Annotated in this window: 21 protein-coding genes and 1 pseudogene; 13 read left to right on the top strand and 9 right to left on the bottom strand. The window is 69.0% G+C overall.

Annotated elements, in window-relative coordinates:
- Window positions 1–20 precede the first annotated feature (20 nt).
- The 4 genes and pseudogenes from ACN22W_RS32280 (at window position 21) to ACN22W_RS32265 (ending at window position 3,513) form a co-directional block, all read left to right on the top strand.
- Window positions 21–1,295, top strand: a complete 1,275-nt coding sequence (locus ACN22W_RS32280; protein WP_419688565.1) for an MFS transporter — start codon at window positions 21–23, stop codon at window positions 1,293–1,295.
- A 213-nt stretch (window positions 1,296–1,508) separates the two neighbouring features.
- Window positions 1,509–1,835: pseudogene (locus ACN22W_RS32275) on the top strand (molybdate ABC transporter substrate-binding protein); the annotation flags it as partial.
- A 68-nt stretch (window positions 1,836–1,903) separates the two neighbouring features.
- On the top strand, window positions 1,904–2,590 hold the full coding sequence (locus ACN22W_RS32270; protein WP_419688563.1) for a c-type cytochrome: 687 nt from the start codon (window positions 1,904–1,906) through the stop codon (window positions 2,588–2,590).
- A complete protein-coding gene (locus ACN22W_RS32265; protein WP_419688561.1) occupies window positions 2,587–3,513 on the top strand; it encodes a c-type cytochrome in 927 nt (308 codons plus the stop codon). Before ACN22W_RS32270 ends, ACN22W_RS32265 begins: the two co-directional genes overlap by 4 nt.
- A gap of 25 nt (window positions 3,514–3,538) precedes the next feature.
- On the opposite strand, the gene ACN22W_RS32260 is transcribed toward ACN22W_RS32265, so the two are convergent.
- The 3 genes from ACN22W_RS32260 to ACN22W_RS32250 all read right to left on the bottom strand — a co-directional run bounded on the left by ACN22W_RS32260 (window position 3,539) and on the right by ACN22W_RS32250 (window position 7,641).
- The gene (locus ACN22W_RS32260) at window positions 3,539–5,464 is read right to left on the bottom strand and encodes an SMP-30/gluconolaconase/LRE-like region family protein (protein WP_419688559.1); all 1,926 of its coding nucleotides are present in this window, start codon (window positions 5,462–5,464) and stop codon (window positions 3,539–3,541) included.
- A gap of 469 nt (window positions 5,465–5,933) precedes the next feature.
- Entirely contained in the window at window positions 5,934–6,365 is a 432-nt protein-coding gene (locus tag ACN22W_RS32255; protein ID WP_419688558.1) for a GFA family protein, read from the bottom strand.
- 82 nt (window positions 6,366–6,447) lie between these two features.
- Entirely contained in the window at window positions 6,448–7,641 is a 1,194-nt protein-coding gene (locus ACN22W_RS32250) for a porin (RefSeq protein ID WP_129515768.1), read from the bottom strand.
- 280 nt (window positions 7,642–7,921) lie between these two features.
- Here ACN22W_RS32250 and ACN22W_RS32245 point away from each other — a divergent pair, with 280 nt between their 5' ends.
- The 4 genes from ACN22W_RS32245 (at window position 7,922) to ACN22W_RS32230 (ending at window position 10,591) form a co-directional block, all read left to right on the top strand.
- Window positions 7,922–8,554, top strand: coding sequence for a LysE family translocator (locus ACN22W_RS32245; protein ID WP_419688557.1), 633 nt, complete (start codon window positions 7,922–7,924; stop codon window positions 8,552–8,554).
- Between the two features lie 12 nt (window positions 8,555–8,566).
- Entirely contained in the window at window positions 8,567–9,103 is a 537-nt protein-coding gene (locus tag ACN22W_RS32240; RefSeq protein ID WP_419688555.1) for a GNAT family N-acetyltransferase, read from the top strand.
- Between the two features lie 88 nt (window positions 9,104–9,191).
- On the top strand, window positions 9,192–9,926 hold the full coding sequence (locus ACN22W_RS32235) for a metallophosphoesterase family protein (RefSeq protein WP_419688553.1): 735 nt from the start codon (window positions 9,192–9,194) through the stop codon (window positions 9,924–9,926).
- Window positions 9,927–9,979: 53 nt separating this feature from the next.
- Complete coding sequence (locus tag ACN22W_RS32230) at window positions 9,980–10,591, top strand: alpha/beta fold hydrolase (protein ID WP_419688551.1); 612 nt, start codon at window positions 9,980–9,982, stop codon at window positions 10,589–10,591.
- Between the two features lie 78 nt (window positions 10,592–10,669).
- On the opposite strand, the gene ACN22W_RS32225 is transcribed toward ACN22W_RS32230, so the two are convergent.
- Window positions 10,670–11,992 (bottom strand): ATP-binding protein, encoded by a 1,323-nt coding sequence (locus tag ACN22W_RS32225; protein ID WP_419688549.1) that lies wholly within the window; start codon window positions 11,990–11,992, stop codon window positions 10,670–10,672.
- Window positions 11,989–12,729 (bottom strand): response regulator, encoded by a 741-nt coding sequence (locus tag ACN22W_RS32220; protein WP_048246656.1) that lies wholly within the window; start codon window positions 12,727–12,729, stop codon window positions 11,989–11,991. Before ACN22W_RS32220 ends, ACN22W_RS32225 begins: the two co-directional genes overlap by 4 nt.
- 238 nt (window positions 12,730–12,967) lie before the next feature.
- Here ACN22W_RS32220 and ACN22W_RS32215 point away from each other — a divergent pair, with 238 nt between their 5' ends.
- Complete coding sequence (locus tag ACN22W_RS32215; protein WP_419688547.1) at window positions 12,968–13,549, top strand: thioredoxin family protein; 582 nt, start codon at window positions 12,968–12,970, stop codon at window positions 13,547–13,549.
- Window positions 13,550–13,592: 43 nt separating this feature from the next.
- Here ACN22W_RS32215 and ACN22W_RS32210 read toward each other — a convergent pair whose 3' ends face one another.
- Complete coding sequence (locus ACN22W_RS32210; protein ID WP_419688545.1) at window positions 13,593–14,237, bottom strand: FMN-binding negative transcriptional regulator; 645 nt, start codon at window positions 14,235–14,237, stop codon at window positions 13,593–13,595.
- Between the two features lie 123 nt (window positions 14,238–14,360).
- Between ACN22W_RS32210 and ACN22W_RS32205 the strand changes: the two genes are divergently transcribed.
- Together ACN22W_RS32205 and ACN22W_RS32200 are read left to right on the top strand one after the other, a co-directional pair.
- Entirely contained in the window at window positions 14,361–15,869 is a 1,509-nt protein-coding gene (locus ACN22W_RS32205; RefSeq protein ID WP_419688544.1) for a PLP-dependent aminotransferase family protein, read from the top strand.
- A 124-nt stretch (window positions 15,870–15,993) separates the two neighbouring features.
- Window positions 15,994–18,225 (top strand): penicillin-binding protein 1A, encoded by a 2,232-nt coding sequence (locus ACN22W_RS32200; protein WP_419688542.1) that lies wholly within the window; start codon window positions 15,994–15,996, stop codon window positions 18,223–18,225.
- A gap of 54 nt (window positions 18,226–18,279) precedes the next feature.
- Here ACN22W_RS32200 and ACN22W_RS32195 read toward each other — a convergent pair whose 3' ends face one another.
- The gene (locus ACN22W_RS32195) at window positions 18,280–19,557 is read right to left on the bottom strand and encodes a WG repeat-containing protein (protein ID WP_419688541.1); all 1,278 of its coding nucleotides are present in this window, start codon (window positions 19,555–19,557) and stop codon (window positions 18,280–18,282) included.
- A gap of 285 nt (window positions 19,558–19,842) precedes the next feature.
- Between ACN22W_RS32195 and ACN22W_RS32190 the strand changes: the two genes are divergently transcribed.
- The gene (locus ACN22W_RS32190) at window positions 19,843–20,289 is read left to right on the top strand and encodes a nuclear transport factor 2 family protein (RefSeq protein ID WP_419688539.1); all 447 of its coding nucleotides are present in this window, start codon (window positions 19,843–19,845) and stop codon (window positions 20,287–20,289) included.
- Between the two features lie 14 nt (window positions 20,290–20,303).
- On the opposite strand, the gene add is transcribed toward ACN22W_RS32190, so the two are convergent.
- Both add and ACN22W_RS32180 read right to left on the bottom strand, forming a co-directional pair.
- Complete coding sequence (gene add / locus ACN22W_RS32185) at window positions 20,304–21,404, bottom strand: adenosine deaminase (RefSeq protein ID WP_419688538.1); 1,101 nt, start codon at window positions 21,402–21,404, stop codon at window positions 20,304–20,306.
- A 44-nt stretch (window positions 21,405–21,448) separates the two neighbouring features.
- Complete coding sequence (locus ACN22W_RS32180) at window positions 21,449–22,798, bottom strand: NCS2 family permease (protein ID WP_129515782.1); 1,350 nt, start codon at window positions 22,796–22,798, stop codon at window positions 21,449–21,451.
- Window positions 22,799–22,892: 94 nt separating this feature from the next.
- Here ACN22W_RS32180 and ACN22W_RS32175 point away from each other — a divergent pair, with 94 nt between their 5' ends.
- Window positions 22,893–23,804: a LysR family transcriptional regulator gene (locus ACN22W_RS32175; RefSeq protein ID WP_129515783.1), complete on the top strand. Its 912-nt coding sequence runs from the start codon at window positions 22,893–22,895 to the stop codon at window positions 23,802–23,804.
- Window positions 23,805–23,809 lie beyond the last annotated feature (5 nt).

The raw sequence follows: 23,809 nt of genomic DNA, 5'->3' as shown, positions 1-23,809 counted from the left end.
CCGGCACGAAGGAGACGAACATGAAGCAAAAGACCCAGGCGTGGTTCACGGTATTCCTGCTGTTTCTCGTGTACGGCATCAACTATCTCGACCGCGTCGCGCTGTCGATCGTCGCGCCGATCGTGCAGACCGATCTCGGCATCGACGCCGCGCAGATGGGCCTCGTGTTCAGCACGTTCTTCATCGGTTATGCGCTGTTCAATTTCATCGGCGGCCTCGCGTCCGACCGGCTCGGGCCGAAGCTCGTGTACGTGCTGTCGGTCGGGCTCTGGTCGATCTTCTGCGGGATGACCGCGCTGACCGTCGGCTTCGTGAGCCTGCTGATCGTGCGACTGCTGTTCGGCATGGCCGAAGGCCCGCTGTGCTCGGCCGCGAACAAGATGGTCAACAACTGGCTGCCGCGCGACGCCGCCGCGACCGCGATGGGCCTGCTCAGCGCGGGCTCGCCGCTCGGCGGCGCGATCGCCGGGCCGATCGTCGGCCTGCTGGCCGCGCAGTTCGGCTGGCGGCCGGCGTTCTGGATCGTCTGCGCGATCGGGCTCGCGTGGGTCGCGCTGTGGATGGTGTCGACGTCGGATCGTCCCGCCGCGCCGGTGAACGACGCACCGCTCGTGCCTGCCGCCGCCAGCGCGGGCGACGGCGACGCATCGGCGCCCGCGCTCACGCTGTCGCACTACGTGCGCCAGCCGCGCATCCTCGCCACGGCGGCCGCGTTCTTCAGCTACAACTACGTGCTGTTCTTCTTCCTGAGCTGGTTCCCGAGCTATCTCGTGCGCGCGCATCACCTCAACATCAAGGAGATGAGCGTCGCCACCGTCGTGCCCTGGCTCGTCGGCACGGTCGGCCTCGCATGCGGCGGCGCCATCTCGGACGCGCTCTACCGGCTCACCGGCAACCTGCTGCTGTCGCGCCGGATCGTGCTCGTCACCTGCCTGCTCGGCGCGGGCGCCTGCGTCGCGATCGCGGGCACCGTGCAGTCGACGCAAGGCGCGGTCGCGCTGATGTCCGTGTCGCTGTTCTTCCTGTACGTCACCGGCGCGATCTACTGGGCGATCGTGCAGGATGTCGTGCACCCGTCGCGCGTCGGCGGCGTGAGCGGTTTCCTGCATTGCATGGGCAGCCTGTCGGGCGTGATCGGGCCGGCCGTGACCGGCCTCATCGTCGAACGCAGCGGCTCGTTCGCGGCCGCGTTCGTGCTGGCCGGCGCGATCGCGCTGACGGGCGCCGTGCTCGCAGGCGTGTTCGTGCGCAACAGCCGGCCGTCGGAAGTCTTGCGCGAACGCGCGGCGCACTGACGCCGCGCGCCCCTTCGCCACGCGACGCCGCGCTCGCGGCGTCGCCCGCCGTCCCGCCAATCATCAGACCCCCGAATATCTCCCATCCGATATCGCGATTTCCGGTATCGATCGCGCGCCCCTAGACTGGCTACGCAGTCGCGACGCCGCGCCGCCGCACGGCGACGCGACACGCCCCCACAATAACGATTCCGGGAGATAAGCCATGTCGGACACATCCACCACCGCGAAACCGCGCTGTTCCTGATGCAGGGGCGCGCGGACGCCGGCGTGCTGTGGCAATCCGAGGCGGCGTTCCAGGAACAGGGCGGGCATCCGCTGATGCACATCGACATTCCGGCCGCGCAGAATACGACGGCGATCTACGCGGGGGCGATGGTGAAGGACGCGCCGCATCCGGAAGCCGCGCGCGCATGGCTCGCGTTCATCCGGTCGCCGGAAGCATTCCGGATTTTCCAGCGCTACGGCTTCGGCCGATACGATGCGGCGACACCGGCGCAGCACCTCGCGCCGGCGGAGGACGGGCCCGCCGCAGGCTGACGGCCCGGGCCGAGCGCGCGGCTGCATGACAGCAAGCACGCACGCGAACGACAACAAGGAGGGGACACGTGAACGACAAGATCGACACACGGCGATGCCGGTTCGCGCCGCTGCTGCTTGCCGCGGCGACGCTGCTGGCCGGCCACGCGCGCGCGGACGACGCGACGCTCGGCAAGACGCTCGCGACACATGGCTCGGCGACGGGCGTCGCCGCCTGCATCGGCTGCCACGGCAGCCAGGGCGAAGGCAACGCGGCGGCCGGTTTCCCGCGCCTCGCGGGCACGAATGCCGCGTATCTGTCCGCGCAGCTCGCCGCGTTCGCGGACGGCAGCCGCCAGAACCCGGTCATGCAGCCGCTCTCGAAACTGCTGTCGCCGCACGAGCGCGACGCGGTATCCGCGTACTTCGCGAGCCTGCCCGCGCCGGCCGGCGTCGTCCCCCCCGACGACACGTCGATCGATCCGGCCAACACCGGCGCGTGGCTCGCGACGCGCGGGCGCTGGTCGCAGAGCCTGCCTGCGTGCGCGCAATGCCACGGCCCCGCCGGCCTCGGTGTGGGCACCGCATTTCCGCCGCTCGCGGGCCAGCCGGCCGCGTATATCGCCGGCCAGTTGAACGGCTGGAAACACGGCACGCGCCCGCCCGGGCCGATGGCGCTGATGCCGATGATCGCCGGCAAGCTGTCCGACGCCGACATCGACGCGGTGGCCGCCTACTATGCGCGCGGCGGCGCCGCACAAGGAGACAAGCGATGATCGACCGCACGACGCTGATCCGCCGCGCCCGCGCGACGCTGCTCGGCGCGGCCTGGATGCCCGCGCTCGCGTTCGCGGCGGCGCCGGACGCATCGGCCGCCGCCTCCGCACCGGTGGCAACCCCATCGGCAGCCAGGCCGTTCGCGCCGCCCGCCGAATCCGCGATCCCCGCCGACGGCTTCGGCAAGACCGTGAAGCTCGGCGAGCAGATCTTCCTGCACACGCCCGAATTCGCGGGCAAGTACGTCGGCAACAAGCTGACCTGCGCGAGCTGCCACCTCGACGCGGGCCGCCGGCCCGATTCGAGCCCGATGTGGGCCGCGTACCTGCTGTATCCGGCCTACCGCAGCAAGAACGGCCACGTGAATACGTTCGCCGAGCGCCTGCAGGGCTGCTTTCAGTACAGCATGAACGGCAAGGCGCCGCCGGCCGGCGATCCGATCCTCGTCGCGCTCGAAACGTACTCGTACTGGCTCGCGAAGGGCGCGCCGGTCGGCACGAAGCTGCCGGGGCAGGGTTTCCCGAAACTGCCGCCGCCCGCGCAGAAGGCCGACTACGCGCGCGGCGCCGCCGTCTACACGCAGCACTGCGCGCTGTGCCACGGCGCGGACGGCCAGGGCCAGTCGAGCGGCGGCAAGCCGGCGTTCCCGGCGCTGTGGGGCGCGCGCTCGTTCAACTGGGGCGCGGGGATGGGCGACATCCGCAATGCGGCCGGCTTCATCAAGGCCAACATGCCGCTCGGGCTCGGCGGCACGCTGACCGATCAGGAGGCATGGGACGTCGCGACCTTCATGGACAGCCACGAACGTCCGCAGGACCCGCGCTTCACCGGCTCCGTGCAGGACACGCGCGCGAAGTTCCACGATTCGCCCGACTCGATGTACGGGCTCAGCGTGAACGGCCGCGTGCTCGGCGCGCCCTGACGTTCGACCCGCGCGGCCGGCGCGGTCACGGATGCCAGCGATACACGACGATGCTCGACCCGTTGTAGTTGTCCTTCGTGATCACGTACTCGCCGGTCGAGCGCAGGTAGGCACGGACGCCGTACATCGAGTCGACGTCGTTGCCGACGTCCATCGCCGACGTGTTCGAATTCGTCAGCGTGGTGACGAGCGCGCCGCTGTTCAGGTCGAACACGTCGATGTTCGGCACCGTGTGCACGTAGCCGACGAACAGGTAGTGGCCGGCCGCCGCGATCGACTTCGGATTCGCGCTCGTCAGGTTGATCACCGGATTCGGCGCACTCGTGTTGCCGTTCTTCCAGCCGTGATAGACCTCGATGTGCCCGTTCATCGCGGTCCAGTCCCAATTGCCCGCGAGGCCCTGCGCGAGGATCATCGTGTCGCTGTCCGCCTGGTAGATGATGCGCGTGACCGGCGCCACGGTGCTCGGCACCGGCGTCGTCGTCGGCTTGCCCCATGACGGCTTGCCGGTCGCGTCGAAGCCCGTCATCGGGAAGCGGGAAAGCACGTTCGACCCGTTCAGCCCGGCCCACACATCGCCGTTTCCGTCGATGTCGAAACCGGCCGTCACCTGGAGCGTCGTATTGAACGGCTTGCCGGGCAGCGAGCCGGCCGGAATCGCGATATAGCCGCTCGCCGTGTTGAAGTAATAGAAGTTGAAGTTGCCCGGGTTCTGCCCGGACGCGACGAGGATCCGGTTGCCGCCGACCGTCACGAGCTGGCCGAAATGCTGGCCGCGCTGATAGTCGTTCATGTCGAGGCGCGGGTCCTTCGGATAGGTGAACGGGTCGACCGTGTTCGCGACGAACGTGCCGCCCGCCCCTCCCGTGTACACGTTGTTGCCGCTGTAGAAGAATGCGCCGTCCGTCGCCGGATCGGGCGCGGCGATGCCCTCGAAGTTCAGCGCCTGCAGCTTCCATTGCAGCGCGCCCGTCGGGCTGTACGAATGGAGATCGGTGCTGCCGTTGCGGCCGAGATCCCAGCCGCCGCCCCATGCATTGTTCAGCACGTACAGGTTGCCGGCCGAATCCTTGCCGAGCGCCGCGACGCGCGTGAAGCGCTTGTCGCCGACCTGCCCCTTGATGCCCGTCGTCGTGTCGAGATAGCCGCCCTGCACGCCGAACGTGCCGACCTGCATCGGCAGGCCAAGCAGCCCGCTGTAGACCTTGATGTTCATGTCGGGCCCTTCGTCGCCCACCATCAACTGGCCCATCGACGCATCGAAATACAGCGACGCGGGCCGTGCGCCGGCCGCCATCTGGATCGTGTTCATCGCGGTGCCGGTCGCGCTGAACTGCGCGACGACGCCGGCGCTCTTGCGCGCGACCCACAGGTTGCCGGCCGCGTCGAGCGCCAGCGCGCCCGGCCCCGACACGCCGATGTCGCGCTGCCAGACGCCGTCCGTCGTGTAGACGCGCACGCGGTTGCCGTAGAAGTCGCTCACGTACAGCAGGTTGCCGGCCGTCGCGAGCCCCGTGATCACGTCCGCGTACTGGATGCCCGTCCACGTGCTGGCCGGGATGCGCAGGTCGCGCAGGTTCGTGCCGCGGTTGTAGCGGCCCACCGAGCCGCTGCCGAACGTGCGGTTGTAGCCGAGCGCGACGAACAGCGACGTCGAATTGCCGGTGATCGCGCCGCCCTGGAATTCGTCGTGGATGCCGATCGTGCCGATCGGCTGGCCGTTCTGGTACATCGCGACGCCGCCCGCGTTCTCGTCCCAGCGCGACGCGGTGTAGATCACGCCCTCGGGCGCGACCCACATCGAGCGTGCGCCGTTGCCCACGTGCGCGGCCAGCGTGCCGAACGTGTTCGCGAGCCAGTCGGTCGAATATTGCACCTGCGCGTGACTCGCGGGCGCCAGCATCGCCATGCACATTCCCAGCAACGCCGCGCGAATTTGTTTCATTGACATGAATAATGCTCCCAGACGATTGTTTGTCGACACTGTAAATCGCCGCGCATGAAATATTGGTGATTCCGGCAAAAGCGCATTCGCCGTTACCCCGAATTATTCACCCCGCGCTTTATTGCCGTCCGGCGCTTTTTCGTCAACGAAGGTCAAACTCGCCAACCGCGCCGCAACGGCCCGCCGGCAGCGCGATTCCGGCGCTTTTCCCCGGCATTTTCTTCCGGGTCGCCCAATGCAAATGCGTCATTTTTTCTGATATGCCGAATTGCCTTTCAATTCCCCGGAAATCGTTTCAATGATTACAAATCGAAATTGAAATGAAAGAGAAAAAATATTATCCGGCGCGATCGTCTTTTCACGAGCTTGCGCATCGGGTATGTCGCGCGGGCGGCGACGGGAAGCGAGGAAGGGAGAGGAGGAATGCGGCAGAGAAAGCCGCGCGCCGGCCGTGCCGGCACGCGGTCGCGATCGTTCAGTTCGCGTTGTCGAGCGTCGGGCCGTCCCAGCCGTCGAGGTATTTCGGCAGCGTGTCGACGACGTCGAGCACGCGGTGCCGGTAGAACAGATGCATCGTCGGCTGCAGGTCGCCGGGCAGTTGCCCGCCGTGCGCACGCGCGGTCAGGCTGTTCGGCACCACGCGCATGCCGAGCCGGTTCGTCCCGAACACGATCTCGCCGCACGACGCGCACCACGTGCGCGACATCGACTTCGCCGGATGCGCGAACGTCGCGCCGGCGCCGTCGACGGCAACCTGCTCCGGCGGCCACGCGGTCGCGGACAACATCGGCGTGCCGTAGAAATCGCGGCAGGTCGCGCAATGGCAGTTCGCACGCGCCGCCGGCTCGCCGCGCAGCGTAACGGTGATCGCACCGCACAGGCAGCTCGCGGATTGCGTTCGGGTCATGTCGCCTCCTCGAAACAGGGAGGCGACAGTATAGGAGCATGCCTGCACCGTTGCGACCGCAACGACCGCTGCGTCGGCAGCGTCAGAACTTCTGGCGCAGCCCGAGGCTGACGATCGCCTGCGAGCGCGAGTCGGACGAGTGACCGTTCGCCTTGTCGGACACCGACGCGGTCGCAGCCACCGGCCGGCCGAGCGCGTCGAGCGTCATGCCCGATGCATGCTGGTACGCGCCGAGCAGGTAGACGCTGGTGCGCTTCGACAGGTCGTAGACGGCGCCGAGCGTGACGTTGTGGTACTGCGCGCGGTCGTCGACGCCATCGACATCGCTGCCGCGCGTGTAGCTGTAGCCCGCGAACAGTTGGGTCTGCGGCCGCACGTTCCAGCGCGTGAACACACCCGCGACGTTGAACGTCGCGTGGCCCGTGAACAGCGATTGACCGCCGCTGCGGTACTGCACGTTGCTGTAGTTCACACCGACGACGGCCGGGCCGAAGTCGTAAGTCGCACCGGTCGCGATGACCTGCTGCGATTGCGCGCTCGCATAACCCTCGTTGATCGACGAGTTGAACAGCCCGTCGTCGGTGCTCTGCCACTTGCCGGCCGTCGGGTCGGTCGCGCCCGTCTTGCTGTTGTCCGAGCGCTCGTAGCCGACGCCGACCCGCAGCGGGCCCGCCGCGTACGCCGCGCCGACGCTCCACGTATTGCGCTGCTTCATGCTGCCCGGCTGGCCGCCGAAGCCGTACAGCGCGCCGAACGTGAAGCCCGAGTAATTGGCGCTCGTGTACTTGATCGCGCTGTCCACACGCGCGGTCTGGTCGAGATCGTCGATGTCGCCCGGGTGCGCGCCGAACCCGCCGATGAACGACGACGGGCCGACCGGGCTCACGAAGTCGTCGAGCGACGTGTACTGGCGGCCGAGCGTGACCGAGCCGTAGCGGTCGCTGCCGATGCCGACGAACGCCTGGCGGCCGAACTGGCGGCCGCCCTGCCCCGACGTGCCGTTCGTGATGTCGAAGCCGTTCTCGAGGACGAACAGCGCGCGCATCCCGCCGCCGAGATCCTCGGAACCCTTGATGCCCCAGCGGCTGCCGGACAGGTTGCCGGTCGTGAGCCCGACGCTCGAATGCCCGGTGTACGCGCCTGCCGAGCCGACCCGTTCGTTGCTGCGATAGGTCACGCCCGCATCGACGATGCCGTACAGCGTGACGGAGCTTTGCGCGGATGCGATACCCGCGAGCGAGAGCAGCAGCGGCGCTGCGATCAGTTGCTTGTTCATGGTTGTCGTGTCTCCGGGCGGTGAACCCGTTGTTCTGGCTGACTGTTGCGAGTAGCGCGCGGGCGGCGAGATCCGCCGGCCGTGCGAGGCCGGCGGGCATGCCCGCTGCGGCCGCCATCGTAATTGGAACCGGTTCCGTTCGAAACCGGAATAATGAAAACAGTTTCTTGCCAAAATCGAGATAGTCGAAAACGCGACCGCGCGCCCGGCTGTCGCGCCTGTACAGCGCGGGCCGGCGCACCCGATAATCGAACGCACGCCTACCGTCGGGAGTTCCTTCATGCATGAAACGACCCTGCTGATCTTCGCCGCCGTCGCATTCGTCGGCATCGCGACACCCGGCCCGACCGTGCTGCTCGCGCTGACCAACGGCTCGCGCTACGGCGTGCGCCGCGCGAGCTACGGTTTCGCGGGCGCGATGCTGTCCGACTTCGTGCTGATCATGGCGGTCGCGCTCGGCCTCGGCGCGCTGCTGATGGCGTCGGCGTTCTGGTTCTCGGTGGTGAAGTGGCTCGGCGCCGCGTACCTCGCGTATGTCGGTATCCGGCTGCTGACGTCGAAGGGTTCGCTCGACGTCGCCGCCGCGCACGGCGGCGCGGCGCCCGAGCGCAACGCGTCGATCTTCGCGAAGAGCTTCCTGACCGCGGTGACGAACCCGAAGGGCTATCTGTTCTTTTCCGCGTTCCTGCCGCAGTTCCTCGATCCGTCCACGCCGCTCGCGCCGCAATACGTCGCGCTCGCGGTCACGTTCGCGCTGCTCGACGGCGTCGTGATGTTCGGCTACGCGCTGCTCGGCGCACGCGCGGTGCGGCTGCTCAAGCGCGCCGGCGCGCTGTGGCTCGAACGCACGTGCGGCGCGATGCTGCTCGCGCTCGCGGGTTCGCTGGCGTTGTATCGGCGTCATGCCGCGTAGCGGTCGGTTCCGATGAGAATCGCCGCACCGCCCCACGCCGGCTTTCCCGGCCTGTCGCTCCGCCAGCTCGAACGCGCCGATCTCGACGCGTGGTACGCGTACCTGTCGAACCCCGACGTCGTCCGCCACACGAGCTGGAACCTGCGCTCGCGCGACGATCTGCTGCCGCTGTTCGACAGCATCGAATCGGCCGGCCCGGATTCGATCCGGCGTCTCGCGATCGTCGACACAGCATCGGGCGTGCTCGCCGGCACGATCGGGCTGCATACCGTGTCCAGCGCGAACCGCTCGGCGGAGATCGCGTACGATCTCGCGCCATCACACTGGGGGCGCGGAATCGCGAGCGCGCTGTGCGCGGCCGTCACCGCGTGGGCATTCGCCGATGGCGGCTTCGTGCGCATCCAGGGTGTCGTGCTGACCAGCAACGCCGGCTCCGCGCGTGTGCTGCAGAAGTGCGGATTCCGCTACGAAGGGTTGTTGCGCGCGTACCGGATGGTGCGCGGCACGCCGGGCGATTTCGCGATGTACGCGCGCCTCGCGACCGACTGACGCGCAACACGCGGCATCGCCGCCCGCGCCATTGGACGGCCCGCGCCGAATTGGCGACAATCGCCGTTCCCCTCATCGACGCTCCGCCATGAAAATCGCCGCGCTATCCGACATCCACGGCAATCTCGCCGCGCTCGACGCGGTGCTCGACGACGTCCGCCGCCGTGGCGCCGACGTGATCGTCAATCTCGGCGACATCGTGTCGGGCGCGCTCCATCCGGCCGAGACGGCCGACCGCCTGATCGCGCTCGACCTGCCGACCATCAAGGGCAATCACGAACGGCAACTGCTCGGCGGCGATCGCGAGTCGATGCGACTGTCGGATCGCTGGGCGCACGACACGCTGCGCGCCGATCATCTCGAATGGATCGCCGCGCTGCCCGAACGCGTGACGCTCGGCGACGACGTGCTGATGGTGCACGGCACGCCGGCCAGCGATCTCGTCTACTTCCTCGAAACGGTCACGCCCGACGGCTGCCGCGCGGCAACGCCCGATGAAATCGCGCAGCGCGCGGGCGACGAGCCGGCATCGCTGATCCTGTGCGGCCACACGCATGTGCCGCGCACGGCGAAGCTCGACGACGGCCGGCTGATCGTCAACCCGGGCAGTGTCGGGCTGCAGGCGTACACGGACGACCTGCCGCATCCGCACCGCATCGAGACGGGCTCGCCGCATGCACGCTACGCGATGGTGTCGCGCACGGCGGCCGGCTGGAACGTCGAATTCCACGCGGTCGAATACGACTGGCATACGGCCGCCGCCACCGCGGCATCGCGCGGGCGCGACGACTGGACCGTCGCGCTGCGCACCGGCCGGTGCTGACGCACCCGCGCCGCCCCGTCATCCCGCTTCATCGATCGGAAAACCGACTCGCCATGCCCGTTCCGTCGCAACTGCTCTTCCTGCCCGGCGCATCGGGCAGCACCGCCTTCTGGCAGCCGATGGCCAGCCTGCTGACGCATCCGGCCGAGCGGCGGATCGTCGCTTATCCGGGCTTCGGTGACACGCCGCGCGATCCGGCCGTCGACGATTTCGACAGCCTCGTCGGTCATGTGCTCGAGACGATCGACCGGCCGACGGCCGTGATCGCGCAATCGATGGGCGGCGTTATCGCGATGCGCGCGGCGCTCGACAAGCCGGACCTCGTCACGCACCTGGTGCTGACGGTCACGTCCGGCGGCCTCGACATGGAAGGGCTCGGCGCGCAGGACTGGCGCACCGGTTTTGCCGAAGCGAACCCGCAATTGCCCGACTGGTTCATGACGTTTCGCGCAGACCTGTCGCAGGACATCGGCCGCATCGCGCAGCCGACGCTGCTGCTGTGGGGTGACGACGATCCGATCAGCCCCGTCGCGGCCGGCCGGCGCCTGCTCGAACGGATGCCCGATGCGCAGTTGCATGTCGTGCCGGGCGGCCGGCACGATCTCGCGGCCGTGCATGCGCAGGCGCTCGCACCGCTCGTCGATGCGCATCTGCAGCGCGTGTGACGGAACGCGCTGCGGCTTCAGCTTCGGCTTCGGCCGAGGTATGAACATGAAACCGCGACGCACACGCGCCGCGTCGCGTCACGCTGCATTCCTGAGCGTCAGCCTGGCCTCCAGCCCGCCGCCATCCGGCCGGTTGGCCAACGTGAGCGTGCCGCCCATCGCGAGCGCGAGTTGCCGCGCGATGGCAAGACCGAGCCCCGTGCCGCCCGTCTCGCGATTGCGCGACGTCTCCACGCGCCGGAACGGTTCGAACACCGCGTCGAGCTGATCGTCCGGAATGCCGGGCCCGCGATCGAGCACGGCGATGACCGCGCCGCCGTCCGGCGCGGTCTGCACGTCGATCTCGGCCGCGCCCGCGAACTTCAGCGCGTTGTCGACGAGGTTGCCGACGATGCGGCGCAGCGCCTTCGGACGCGTGACCAGCGCGAGCGGCGCGCGGCTGTGCAGCGCGACGTCCTGCCCCGCATCCGTGTAGTCGCACACGATGCTGTCGAGCAGCGCATCGAGATCGATGCGGCGCGCGGCCTCCTCGGTGCCGTGCAGCGTGCGCGCGTACGCGACGCCCTCCTTCACCAGGTGCTCCATCTCGATCAGGTCCTGGCGCATCTTCGCGCCCTGCGCGTCGTCGTCCATCACGTCGACACGCAACCGCATCCGCGTGATCGGCGTCTGCAGGTCGTGCGAGATCGACGCGAGGATCTGCATGCGTTCGGCCATGTACTGCGCGATGCGGTCCTGCATCGCGTTGAACGCCCGGGCGGCGCGCGCGACCTCGGACGGCCCGCCCTCGTTCAGGCGCTCGCCCTTCAGGTCGGGGCCGAGCGCGTCGGCGGCCTGCGCGAGCTGCTTGAGCGGGCGTGTCGCGAGCCGCACCGCGAGCCAACAGCACGCGGCCAGTACCGCGAGCTGCAGCACGAGCACGACCGGCAGCCAGCCCGACAGCGGCACCGTCGACATCGGATGGATGTCGATCGTCAGCGGCGACCCGTCGGTCAGGCGCAAATGCACCTGCAGATGCTCGCGGTCGCCGGGAATCGCGTTCGCGGTCAGCGGATAGTCGCCGCCGATGCCGTCGGAAATCGACCGCTCGACACGCGCCGACAGCCGTGCTTCCGGCGGCGTGCCGGTCTCGCCGGGGCCGAGGATGAACGCATAGCTGCGCCGCCCGAGGCGCGGCAGCCACGCGGCCCGCTCGGCGGGCGACAGGTGATCGAGCAGCGCGACCGAGCTCGCGACCTCGCGCTCGATGTAGCCCATCATCAGATTGGTGGTCGCCTGGTCGCGCTCGGTCATGGTGAGCCAGAACGACAGCGTCTGCGCGAGCGCGAGGCCCACGCACAGGATCAGCGCGAGCCGCGCGAACAGCGAGCGCGGCCAGTGCCACGGCGTGCGCGCGCTCATGGCGTACCGTCGACGGCGGTCACGGCCGACGAGAACACATAACCCTCGTTGCGCAGCGTCTTGATGTAGCGTGGCTCGCGCGCGCCGTCGCGCAGGCGCTGGCGCAGCCGGCTCACGAGCAGGTCGATCGAGCGGTCGAACGGATCGGACTGCCGCCCCTGCGTGAGGTTGAGCAGCTGGTCGCGCGTCAGCACGCGCTGCGGATGGTCGAGGAACACGCGCAGCAGCCGGTATTCGGCACCGCTCAGCGCAACCAGCGTGCCTTCGGTATCGAGCAGGTGGCGCCCCGTCGTGTCGAGCCGCCATTCGCCGAACGCGAGCATCTCGGCCGTCTCCGTCACCTGCATGCCGGGCGGCAGCATGCGCGCGCGGCGCAGCACCGAGCGAATTCGCGCGAGCAGCTCGCGCACCGCGAACGGCTTGGCGAGGTAGTCGTCGGCGCCCATCTCGAGGCCGATGATGCGGTCGGTTTCCTCGCCGCGCGCGGTCAGCATCAGCACCGGCACCGTGCGGAACTTGCCCGCGCGCAGGTCGCGGCACAGCGTGAGGCCGTCCTCGCCCGGCAGCATCAGGTCGAGCACGATCAGGTCGGGTGCGCCGTCGTCCAGCACGTTACGCATCTCGCGGCCGTTCGCGGCCAGCGACACGCGCATGCCGTTCTTCTCCAGGTAGTCCGCGATCAGTTCGCGGATCGCGCGATCGTCGTCGACGATCAGCACGTGGTCGATCTTGTCCATGAGTCGGTATCGGGTATCGGTGTCGTGGTGTTCGGGCTGGCGATGTCTGCTTTTATACCGCACGGCGGGCACGCGTTTGTATCCCAATGTATCGCGCCGCCGTGACGACACACAACATTGCACACGCGTGGCATGCCGGACACATCGCAGATACGTCGGCGCAGCTTAATGGGGCCTGTCGAACGAAACCCGTCCGGCCGCCGCGCCCGAGCGGCGGCCTCCCGATCAGGAGAACGCCATGCTGCCCCGACTCAAGACTGCCGCCCTCGTCATCGCCCTCGCCGCCACGGCCGGGCTCGCCGCCTTCGCGGGCACCCGCAACGACGCGGGCCCGCAGGCGTCGATGCCCGGTACGTCGGCGCCCGACTTCACGGGCATCGACCGCTGGCACAACAGCGCGCCGCTGACGCTCGGCCAGTTGCACGGCAAGGTCGTGCTCGTCGATTTCTGGACGTACTCGTGCATCAACTGCATTCATACGATTCCGTACGTGAAAGACTGGTACCGGAAGTATCGTGACCAGGGGCTCGTCGTGGTCGGCGTGCATACGCCCGAATATCCGTTCGAGCGCGACGCGGGCAACGTCGCCGATGCGATCAAGCGCTTCGGCATCCAGTATCCGGTCGCGCAGGACAACCGCTACGACACGTGGCGCGCGTACGGCAACCAGTACTGGCCCGCGCTGTACCTGATCGATGCAAACGGCAAGGTCGTCTATACGCGTTACGGCGAAGGCGAATACGACAAGACGGAGGCGGCGATTCGCGGGGCGCTCGCGCAGGCCGGAGAAGGGATGAAGGGCACGACGCGCACGCAGTAGCCTGCCGGGAGCGCGGGCCCTCGCCCGCGCATGTCTTGCCTGCTCAGCCGCGCTTCGCGTCGGCCGCCGCCAGCATCGCTTCCCCGATCGCGAGGTTGCCGTCCGCGACCAGCGCGTCGCCGGCGCCGCGGATATCGGCCTCGGCCTTGTTCTGCCCGAGCTTGCGCTTGCCGACGAACCGCGTGATCTCGATCTGCAGCCCGACGATCGCCTGCAGCATCGTGTCGAGATAGTCCTGCGGCGCGTCGCCCATCTTCCACGGCACCGGCTGCGATGCCTCGTGCGTGCGCGTCAGCCGCGCGACCACGCCGCGCACGAACTTCTCGTCGTCGCGCACCGTGATGCGGCCGTGCGCATGCACGACCACGTAGTTCCAGGTCGGCACCTGCCGGTGCGCCACGTGCTTGCTCGGATACCAGTTCGGCGAGATGTACGCGTCGCCGGCGCGGAAGATCACGAGCACCTCGTCGCCGTTCGCGACGTCCTGCCAGACCGGATTCGCGCGCGCGACGTGCGCATGCAGCTCGCCGAGCCCGCCGCCGTTAACGTCGGGCAGCAGCTCGAACGGAATGTGGTTCGCGTCGAGCCCGTTCTTCCCGTGCGTGATCAGGCTGCCGAACGGGTGCTGCACGATCAGCTCGCGCAGCGCGTCGGGGTTGGGCTCGTTGAAATCGGCGGGGACGTACATGTCGGCTCCACGGTCGTGCAGGGTTGGAAATGGAACAGGCGCGGGCCCGTCATCCGCCGATTGTGACCCCAAACTGGTTTATGCTGTAGAGCCGGTTTGGAACAATTTCAGCAGACCAGAATCATGGCAAGAACGGCCCGGATCGTCGAAATCCCGTCGCTCGGCGCGCTCGATCGCGCGGCCGGCGACCTGAGCCGCCAGCTCGCGCAGGCGCTGCGCGAAGCCGTGCGCCGCGGCGACGTCCGTCCGGGCGACACGCTGCCGTCCACGCGGCTGCTGGCGGCGGCGCTGCAGGTCGCGCGCGGCACCGTCGTCGACGCGTATGCGCAGCTCATCGCCGAAGGCTTTCTCGAATCGCGCGGCGGCGCGGGCACGCGGATCGCGAACGCGCTCGCCGAACCGCCGCCCGTCAACGACCCTGAAGCACCTGCCCAGCGCGGCCGCCCGGTGCCCGCCGGGCTACCCGAACCGGCTGCCACCTTCGCGCGGATCGCCCGCGAATTCCTTCCGTTGCCGGCGATGCCGTTCGCGATCTCGGTGCCGGTCGGCCTCACCGCGCCCGACGACATCTGGCGCCGGCTCGGCAACCGTCTGCGCGCGCGCGGCGCCGGCGCGCCGTCCGGCTATGCCGATCCGCAGGGCGCGCTGCCGCTGCGCGAGGCGATCGCCGACTACGTGCGCCGGTCGCGCTCGGTGCGCTGCCATGCCGGCCAGGTCGTGATCACGAGCGGCACGCAGCAGGGGCTGCATCTCGCGAGCCAGGTGCTGCTCGGCGCGAACGATCAGGCGTGGGTCGAGAATCCGGCCTATCGCGGCATCACCGCGCTGCTCGAAAGCACCGGGCGGCGCGACGCGATGGTGCGCGTGCCGGTCGATGCCGACGGCATCGACGTCGACGCCGGCATCCGCCTCGCGCCGCATGCGCGTGCCGCGTTCGTCACGCCGTCGCACCAGTACCCGCTCGGCATGCCGCTCAGCATGGCGCGGCGCAACGCGCTGCTCGCGTGGGCGCGCACGCATCGTGCGTGGGTGGTCGAGGACGACTACGACAGCGAGCTGCGCTACGAGGGCTATCCGTTCCCGTCGCTGCAGGGTCTCGACCCCGACCGCGTGATCTATCTCGGCACCTTCAGCAAGATCCTGTTTCCGTCGCTGCGGCTCGGCTACGTGATCGTGCCCGACGATCTCGTGCCCGCGTTCTGCGGCGCCCGCGTGCTGATGGATCGCCATGCGCCGACCGCCGACCAGCACGTGCTGGCCGCGTTCATCGCGGAAGGTCATCTCGACCGCCACATTCGCCGCGTGCGCGGCGTGTACGCAGAGCAGCGCGCATTGCTGATCGACACGCTCGGCGCGCGGCTGCCGCGCGAACGCGCGTGGGTGCAGCCGGGCGACCAGGGCATGCACGTCGTGCTGTGGCTCGCCGAAGGGATCGACGATCTCGACGTGGTCGCACGCGCGGCGCAGGCCGGCGTCGCGGTGCGCGCGGTGTCGCCGATGTTCGCGCCGGGCACGGCGCGCCCGGGGCTCGTGCTCGGCTTCGGCGGGTTCGGGCGCGCGCAGATGGAGGCGGCCGCGCAGCGGCTCGCGGACGTGGTTTCGTCGGAAGAATCGCGGCCGCATACGCGGTAAAAGGTTGTCCGCGGGCAACAAACGTAATCGTCTGTAAATCCTGCAAGCAAACGGCCGTTTCGGCCACCGGCACACGTGCGCCGTTTGCTAGGATCGCGCCTCTTCCGTCCACGCTCCTGCCGCCGTGAATCGCTTCGTGCCGTATCTTCGAGACGCGTGGGCCCGCTGCCGCGCCCGCGTCGTGCCGCTCGCCGCCGCCTGCCGCACGCGCGCCCGCGCACTGTGTGCCGGCGCGCTGCAGCGCCTGCGTCATCCGACGCGGCGCGGCGTGGCGCTGGCGCTCGCCGCGATTCCCGTACTGGGCCTGCTGGTCCTGCTCGCGTTCGTGCCGTTCACGCCGAGCATCGGCGACATCCGCAAGGCGCGCATCGACCGCCCCGCGCGCGTGCTGTCGGCCGACGGCGAACTGATCGCCGAGTTCCGGCCGGTCAACCGCGAATGGGTGCCGCTCAAGCAGATCTCGCGGCACATGGTCGACGCGCTGATCGCAACCGAGGACCACCGCTTCTACGCACACCACGGCATCGACTGGCGCCGCACGATCGCAGCCGGGCTGCATACGTTCTCGGGCGACCGCCAGGGCGGCTCGACGATCACGCAGCAGCTCGCGCGCAACCTGTACCCGGACGAAGTCGGCCGTTCGCTGACGCTCACGCGCAAGGTGAAGGAGCTGATCACCGCGTTCAAGATCGAATCGGTATACAGCAAGGACGAGATCCTCGAAACCTACCTGAACACCGTGCCGTTCCTGTACAACGCGTACGGCGTCGAAATGGCCGCGCGCACCTACTTCGGCAAATCGGCGGACCAACTCGACACCGTCGAAAGCGCGACGCTCGTCGGGATGCTGAAGGGCAACAGCTACTACAACCCGGTGCTGAATCCGGAACGCGCGGTACAGCGGCGCAACATCGTGCTCGGCCGGATGGCGCAGATGGGCATGCTGTCGCCGCAGCAGCTCGCGCAATTGCAGCGCCGGCCGCTGCGCGTCGACTTCGAACCGCAGACCGCGCAGCCCGGCCTTGCTCCGCACTTCGCGGTGCAGCTGCGCAAGTGGCTGATCGCGTGGGCCGACCGCAACAACTACGACCTTTACTCGGACGGCCTCGTCGTGCGCACGACGCTCGATGCGCGGCTGCAGGACATGGCGACGCAGGCGCTGACGCAGCAGACCGACCGGCTGCAGGCGATTGCCGACAGCGCGTGGCGCGGCCCGTCCGGCTGCGGGCTGCGCAACGACCTGTTCCGCGGCTTCATCCGCCAGACGCCCGACTATCGCCAGGCCCGCGACGCGGGGCTCGCCGATGTGGCGGCGCTGAAGCAGCTCGGCGCGAACCGCGCGTTCGTGCGCGCGCTGTGTGAGCGCAAGACGCAGGTGCAGGCCGGCTTCGTCGCGATCGATCCGCGCAACGGTGCGATCAGGGCGTGGGTCGGCAGTCCCGATTTCGGCAGCGAGCCGTTCGATCACGTCGCGCAGGCGCGGCGCCAGCCGGGCTCGACGTTCAAGCCGTTCGTCTATGGCGCCGCGTTCGCGGACGGCATGCGACCCGCCGATACGTTCATCGACCGCCCCGTCGCGATTCCCATCGACGGCCGCGCGGTCTGGCGCCCGACCGATGCGGAGCCGCCGACGGGCGAACCGATGACGCTGCGCGACGCGCTCGCGCTGTCGCGCAACCGCATCACCGCGCAGGTGATGCAGCACGAAGGCGCCGCGAAGGTCGTGCAGCTCGCGCGCGCGATGGGCGTGCGCGACAGCCCGCTCGACGCGGTGCCGTCGCTCGCGCTCGGCACGAGCCCCGTCACGCTGAAGGAGATGGTGTCCGCGTACGGCACGATCGCGAACCGCGGCGTGTACGTCGCACCGCAGATGATCACCCGCATCGAGGATCGCGACGGCAAGGTGCTCGCCGCCTTCGCCAGCGCGCCGCCCGAACGCGCGCTGCCGGCGCCTGCCGCGCAGACGCTCGTCGACGTGATGCGCGATGTCGTCGATTACGGCACCGGCGCCGACATCCGCTCGCGCTACGGAATCCGCGTCGACGTCGCCGGCAAGACGGGCACGACGCAGGACAACGCGGACGGCTGGTTCATCCTGATGCATCCGCAACTGGTGGCCGGCGCATGGGTCGGCTTCGACGACGGCAGCGTGACGCTGCGCAGCGACTACTGGGGGGCGGGCGCGCACAGCGCGCTACCGATCGTCGGCGGTTTCTACGACGCGGCGCTGCGTTCGCGCGCGATCGATCCGCGTGCGCAATTCTCGCCCGACTTCCGGCCGCGCAGCGCGCCGGCGCCGGCGCCGAGGCGGCGCCCGCATCCCGGCCTGTTCGACTGGTTGAGGTTCTTCCGCTAAGCGTGCCGCCGGCGTGCTCGCCGGCCGCACGTTTTACCGAAGCGTCGTCGCCGCTCAACGCGGCGCGACGACGACCCGCCCCGTCACATCGACGAGACCGACCTTCCCGTCACGTTGCGCGAGAAACGCGTCGCGCTCCGGCGACCAGTCGAGCGACGTCCATTCCGGCCACGCGCGCCACTGCCCGTCGCGGCCGAGCAGGCCCCAGTGCTCGCCCTCGCATACGGCCACGGCCTCGCCCCGCACGAACTCCTGTGCGTCGTCGAAACGCGGCGCGATGATCCACGCGCCGTTCGTGTCGACGAAGCCCCAGCGGCCGCCCACGCTCGCGGACGCCAGCCCGTCGACGAATTCGCCGAAATCGTCGAGCGACGGTTCGAGCACCCACGCGCCGTCCGTGCGCACGAGCCCGAAGCGCTCGCCGACGCGCACGCAGGCGATGTCGTCCGTGAAATCCCACACCGCGTCGAACGCCGGTTCGCGCACGATCCGCGCGCCGGCATCGTCGGCAAGCAGCAAGCCGACCCGCCCGTCGCGCGCAACCCAGAACAACCGGTCATCGCGCGCGCCGCTGGCCCACAGGCTCGTCCATTCGGGCGGCACGATCACCTCCCACGCGTCGTCGTTTTCGCGCCGAACGCCCCACAGGCCGTTGCGCCCGCGAAAGCTGAACGTGTCGAAGCCGAGCCAGTTGCCGTGCCGCTCGCCGGCGTCGAACATCGCGGCGAACGTCACGCCGCGCGGCGGGTCCTGGCGAGCGAAGTAGTGATGCGACATGCAGCCGAAACCGAAACCCCACGCCCAGTCGCGCCAGTCGGCCGGCGTGTCGATCTCGAGCGCATCCCGCACGCCGCGCACGTCGCGGAAGTCCATGCAGTTCGCGACACGCCACCACAGGCGCGTGCAGGTCTCACGCTCCTGATCGATGTAGGCGTCCGGATCGCTGTCGTCGAGCCACGACAGCTCGTCGAGATTCGCGGAAAACCGCGGCGCGCCATGCGCATCGCCGAGCGCGTCGATCGACTCGCCGAGATGGCGCACGAGCGCATCGAACTGGCGCGCGAGCGCCGGATCGTCATCGGGCAGCGGATGCGCGACGACGAACGACGCGAGTCGGCCGATGCGCGCCTGCGCCGCGCGCGCGTCGCTGGCGAGATTCGGCGTGCCCGCGTCGCCGAATACACGCTGATCGGCAATCGCGTCGCCCGCGCCGCCGTCGGCGAGCAACACGCGCCACAGCAGCGGGAAGTGGTTCTTGGTCTCCGCGACCTCGATCGTCCACGCGTCGTCTCCGTCGCCGGCGTGGAGATAGAGCCATGCTCGATTGCCCATCGGAAGGATCGCCCTTGTCGTTGTGTTGCCGTGTCGTGTCGATTCGATTTGTCTTCTGGATGTCCGGCGCGACAGCGCACGGCGGGAAGCGACACGACCGGTCGCCACCGGACGCCAATATAGCGAACGTGGGCGGCGCGTGCCAGCGGGCACGGGCGTATGCGACGTGCAGGGAAACGGAAAGATAGTGAAATCGCGCCGTGCCGAACTAGTCCACCCGGACGAAGCCGGCCCGCCACGCGCCGCGCACCATCGTCGTCATCGCCCAACGATGACGGAACCCGCATGACCCACAGCGCAGTCGACATCGCGAACCTGCTGTACCGCTACGCGGAGCGGCTCGACGCCGGCGACCTGCCGGGCGTCGCCGAGCTGTTCCGGCACGCGCGCATCAAGACGCAGGAAGGCGCGCCGACGATCGGCGCGGATGAACTGCTCGCGCTGTTCGACGCGAGCGTGAAACGCTACCCGTGCGGCACGCCGCGCACGAAGCATGTCGTCACCAATCCGATCATCGAGATCGATGAAGCCGTGCATCGCGCGACGGCACGTTCGTACTACACGGTGCTGCAGGCCGTCGACGGGCTCGCGCTGCAGCCGATCGCCGCGGGCCGCTATCACGACGCGTTCGAACGCGTCGACGGCGTGTGGCGCTTTGCGTTCCGCGACTACACGCTGTTCGATTTCGCGGGCGACCTGAGCCATCACTTGAACGTTCCGGCGCCCGGCTGACGACGAAAACGCGTTCAGCCCGCGGCGAGCGTGCCGGCCAGCACATCGAACTCCGGCGCCCACGCGGCGCGCCACGCGGCCTTCGTCGTGTCGTCCACCCATGCTCCGTCGATCCCGTTCAGCATGAACTGCTTCAGCTCGGCGACCGTGAAGCCGAAATGGCTGAACATCAACTCCCACGCTTCGCTCGGATTGACCTTGTGCAGCGTCGGATCGTCGGTGTTCGGATGAATCTTCAGCCCGAGGCCCGGCATCTTCCGCATCGGGTGCAGCTCGGCCCATTGCTCCGGCGGCAACGTGCGCAGATAGTACGAATTCGTCGGCACGACGGTGAAGACGATCCCGCGTTCCGCATAGCGTGCACACAGCTCGGGGTTGTCGACGATCGTATAACCGTGATCGACGCGATCGACCTGCAGCAGGTCGAGGGCCGTCTCGACGTTGCGCCACGGCATCCCGAACTCGCCCGCATGCGCGGTCGTGCGGAAGCCGGCCGCCCGCGCATCGCGGTAAGCCTTCCAGAACAGTTCCGGCGGCCGGTCGTTCTCGCGATAGTCGATCCCGAGCCCCGCCACTTCGTCCGCGCGATGCGCCTTCATCCATTCGACGATCGCGACCGCCTCGTCGGGATCCTGTTCGCGGTCGATGCTCGGGATCAGGCGCGCACCGATCCCGAAGTCGCGCGCCGCGTCGCGAATTGCCGTCACGATCGCGGCCTGCGCATCCGCATACGTGATGCCCGATACGCGCACCGTGCCGGTCGGATTCCAGAAGAATTCCGCATGCCGTACGTTGTGCGCGGCCGCGTCCTCCAGATACTCGTATGCGATCCGCCGCAGGTCGTCGGGCTGCGTGAGCAGATACTTGTCGAGTGCACGCAGCACGTGCAGCACGCCGACCGGCTTCTCGCCGCGCGCATAGAACGCGTCGATTTCCGCGCGCTCGATCGGCGCGCCGCTGCGTTCCGCGAGCGCGACGAACGTGTCGTGCCGCACCGCGCCGAGCAGGTGGCAATGCAGCTCGACCTTCGGCAGCGCGTGGAAAAATGCCCGGTGGGCCGGCGTGATGTCGATGCCCGTGCGCGCGGCCGGGACGTTACCTGGTGTTCCCTTCATGTCTGTCTCTTTGGGTAGTGCAGTTGCGTCGCGAAAGCCGTCTCTCAGTGCGGCTTCACGACGGTCCAGAAGTAATAGCCGAGCGGAATCGCGAGCACGACGAGCCCCCACGACACGTCGCGCCAGCGGCCGGCCAGCAGCTTGACGAGCACGTAGCACAGCAGCCCGCCCGCAATGCCGGTGCCGAAGCTGTTCGACATCAGCGTGAGCAGCACCATCGACATCACGGGCAGCGCATCGGTGAAATCGTCGAAATGCGTATGACGGATCGTCGCGAACATCGACAGCCCGATCAGGATCAGTGCCGGCGCGGTGGCCTCCTTCGGGATCGCGAGCGCGACCGGCACGAACAGCAGCATCGCGGCGAACAGCACGGCCGCCGCCAGCGACGACAGCCCGCTGCGGCCGCCGGCCTCGACGCCCGCCGCCGATTCGATCAGCGCGGTCAGCGCGGGAATGCCGAGCACGGGCCCGAGCGTCGCAGCCAGCGAATCGACGAGGAACGGCCGGTTGATGTTCGGCAGGTTCCCCTGTTCGTCGAGCAGGTTCGCCTTCGCGCCGACCGCGAGCGCGGTGCCGAGCGTCGAGAAGAATTCCGCCGCGAAGAATGCGAACAGGTACGGCGCGGCCGCCAGGCTCAACGCGCTGCGCAGGTCGAGCTTGAACGCGATCGGCGCGATGCTGTGCGGCAGCGACACGAACGACGCGGGCAGGTGCGTGACGCCGAGCGGCACGCCGGCCGCGGCCGCGACGAGAATCGCGATCAGGATCGCGCCAGGCACCTTGCGCGCCTGCAGCACGATCGCGACCGCCAGGCCGATCAGCGCGACGAGCGCGCCCGGCCGCGAGAAGTCGCCGAGCGCGAACGCGTTGGTCTTCGCGTTCGCGACGACCATCCCCGCGTTGCGCAGCCCGAGCATCGTGACGAACAGGCCGATCGACGCGCCGAGCCCGAGCTTGATCTGCACCGGAATCAGCCGCACCACGACGCCGCGCGCACCGAGGATCGTCAGCAGGAAGAACAGCACGCCCGACACGCACGCGATGCCGAGGCCCGTCTGCCAGCCGACGTGTTCCGTCGTCGCGAGCGTCACGCCGATGATCACCGAACCGCCGATGCCGGGGCCGACGAGGAACGGCAGGTTCGCATAGAGCCCCATCAGCGTCGTGAACAGCACGAACACGATGATCGTCGCGGTCGTCGCCGCGCCGCGCTCCATGCCGCCCGTCGCGAGCAGCGACGGGATCACGACGAGCAGGTACGCGGCCGCGAGAAACGACGTGACGCCCGCGATCGTCTCGGTGCGCACGCTCGTGCCGCGCGCGGCGAGCGCGAAGCGGCGTTCGAGCCAGTTGGCCGGCGCTCGCGCCGGCATCGTGTCAGTCGCTGACATGGTGGTTCTCCTGTGATTCCGAATATTGTCCTGTGTCGGTTCGCGCAGCGCGGTCTTATACTGCCGCGTACCGCTTCCCGACCGTTATTGCCCGATGTCGTCAGACCGCTCGTCGCTGCTGCCCGCGCTCACGCTGCGGCAGGTCCAGCACTTCGTCGTGCTCGCCCATGCACGCAGCTTCACGCAGGCCGCGCAGGCGCTGTCGCTCACGCAGCCCGCGCTCACCGCGTCGATCCGCCAGATCGAGTTCCTGCTCGGCGGGCGCCTGTTCGCGCGTTCCGCGCACCGGCTCACGCTGACGTCCGCGGGCGAAGCCGTGCTGCCGCTCGCCGAACGGCTGCTCAACCAGGCGCGCGGCACGTTCGACGACATGACGCGGCTCATCGGCGAACGCATCCAGACCGTGCGGATCGCGTTCATCCCGTCGGTCGCGGGCCGCCTCTTGCCCGCGCTCAACGCGCTGCGCGGCGCACACCCGACGCTGCGCTTCACGCTTACCGACCTGCCGAACAGCGCGCTCGTCGAAGCCGTGCGCGACAGCGTCGCGGATCTCGGCATCGGCGTGCGCGAACCGGACAGCGACGACGGCACGCTGCGCTACCGGCAGCTCTTCGAGGACGAGATCGTGATCGTCGTGCGGCACGACGATCCGCTCGCCCGCGCGAAGAGCGTCACGTGGGCGAAGCTCGTCGATCGCGAACTGGCCGTGTTCGTGCGCGGCAGCGTCAGCGAATCGCTGCATCGCACCGGTGGCGCCGAGAAGCTGCGCCTGAACGTCACGTACCGGATGGAATACACCGAGCCGCTCTACGCGCTCGCACGAAACGGCCTCGCGACCGCCGTGCTGCCGAGCCTCTATACGATGCATCTGCACGATCCCGAACTCGTCGCGCTACGCGTCGACAAACCGCGCGTCACGCGCGCGATCTCGCTGATTTCCCTCGCCGGCGACGATCGCGGCCCGCACGTGCGCGCGTGCCGCGAGTGGATCGCGAAGCACATCTGATTCCG

The organism is Burkholderia theae, from assembly GCF_048565265.1.
Lineage (GTDB): Bacteria > Pseudomonadota > Gammaproteobacteria > Burkholderiales > Burkholderiaceae > Burkholderia > Burkholderia theae.
Note: the sequence above shows the minus strand (reverse complement) of the source record. Positions and strands in the feature narration are given on the sequence as shown.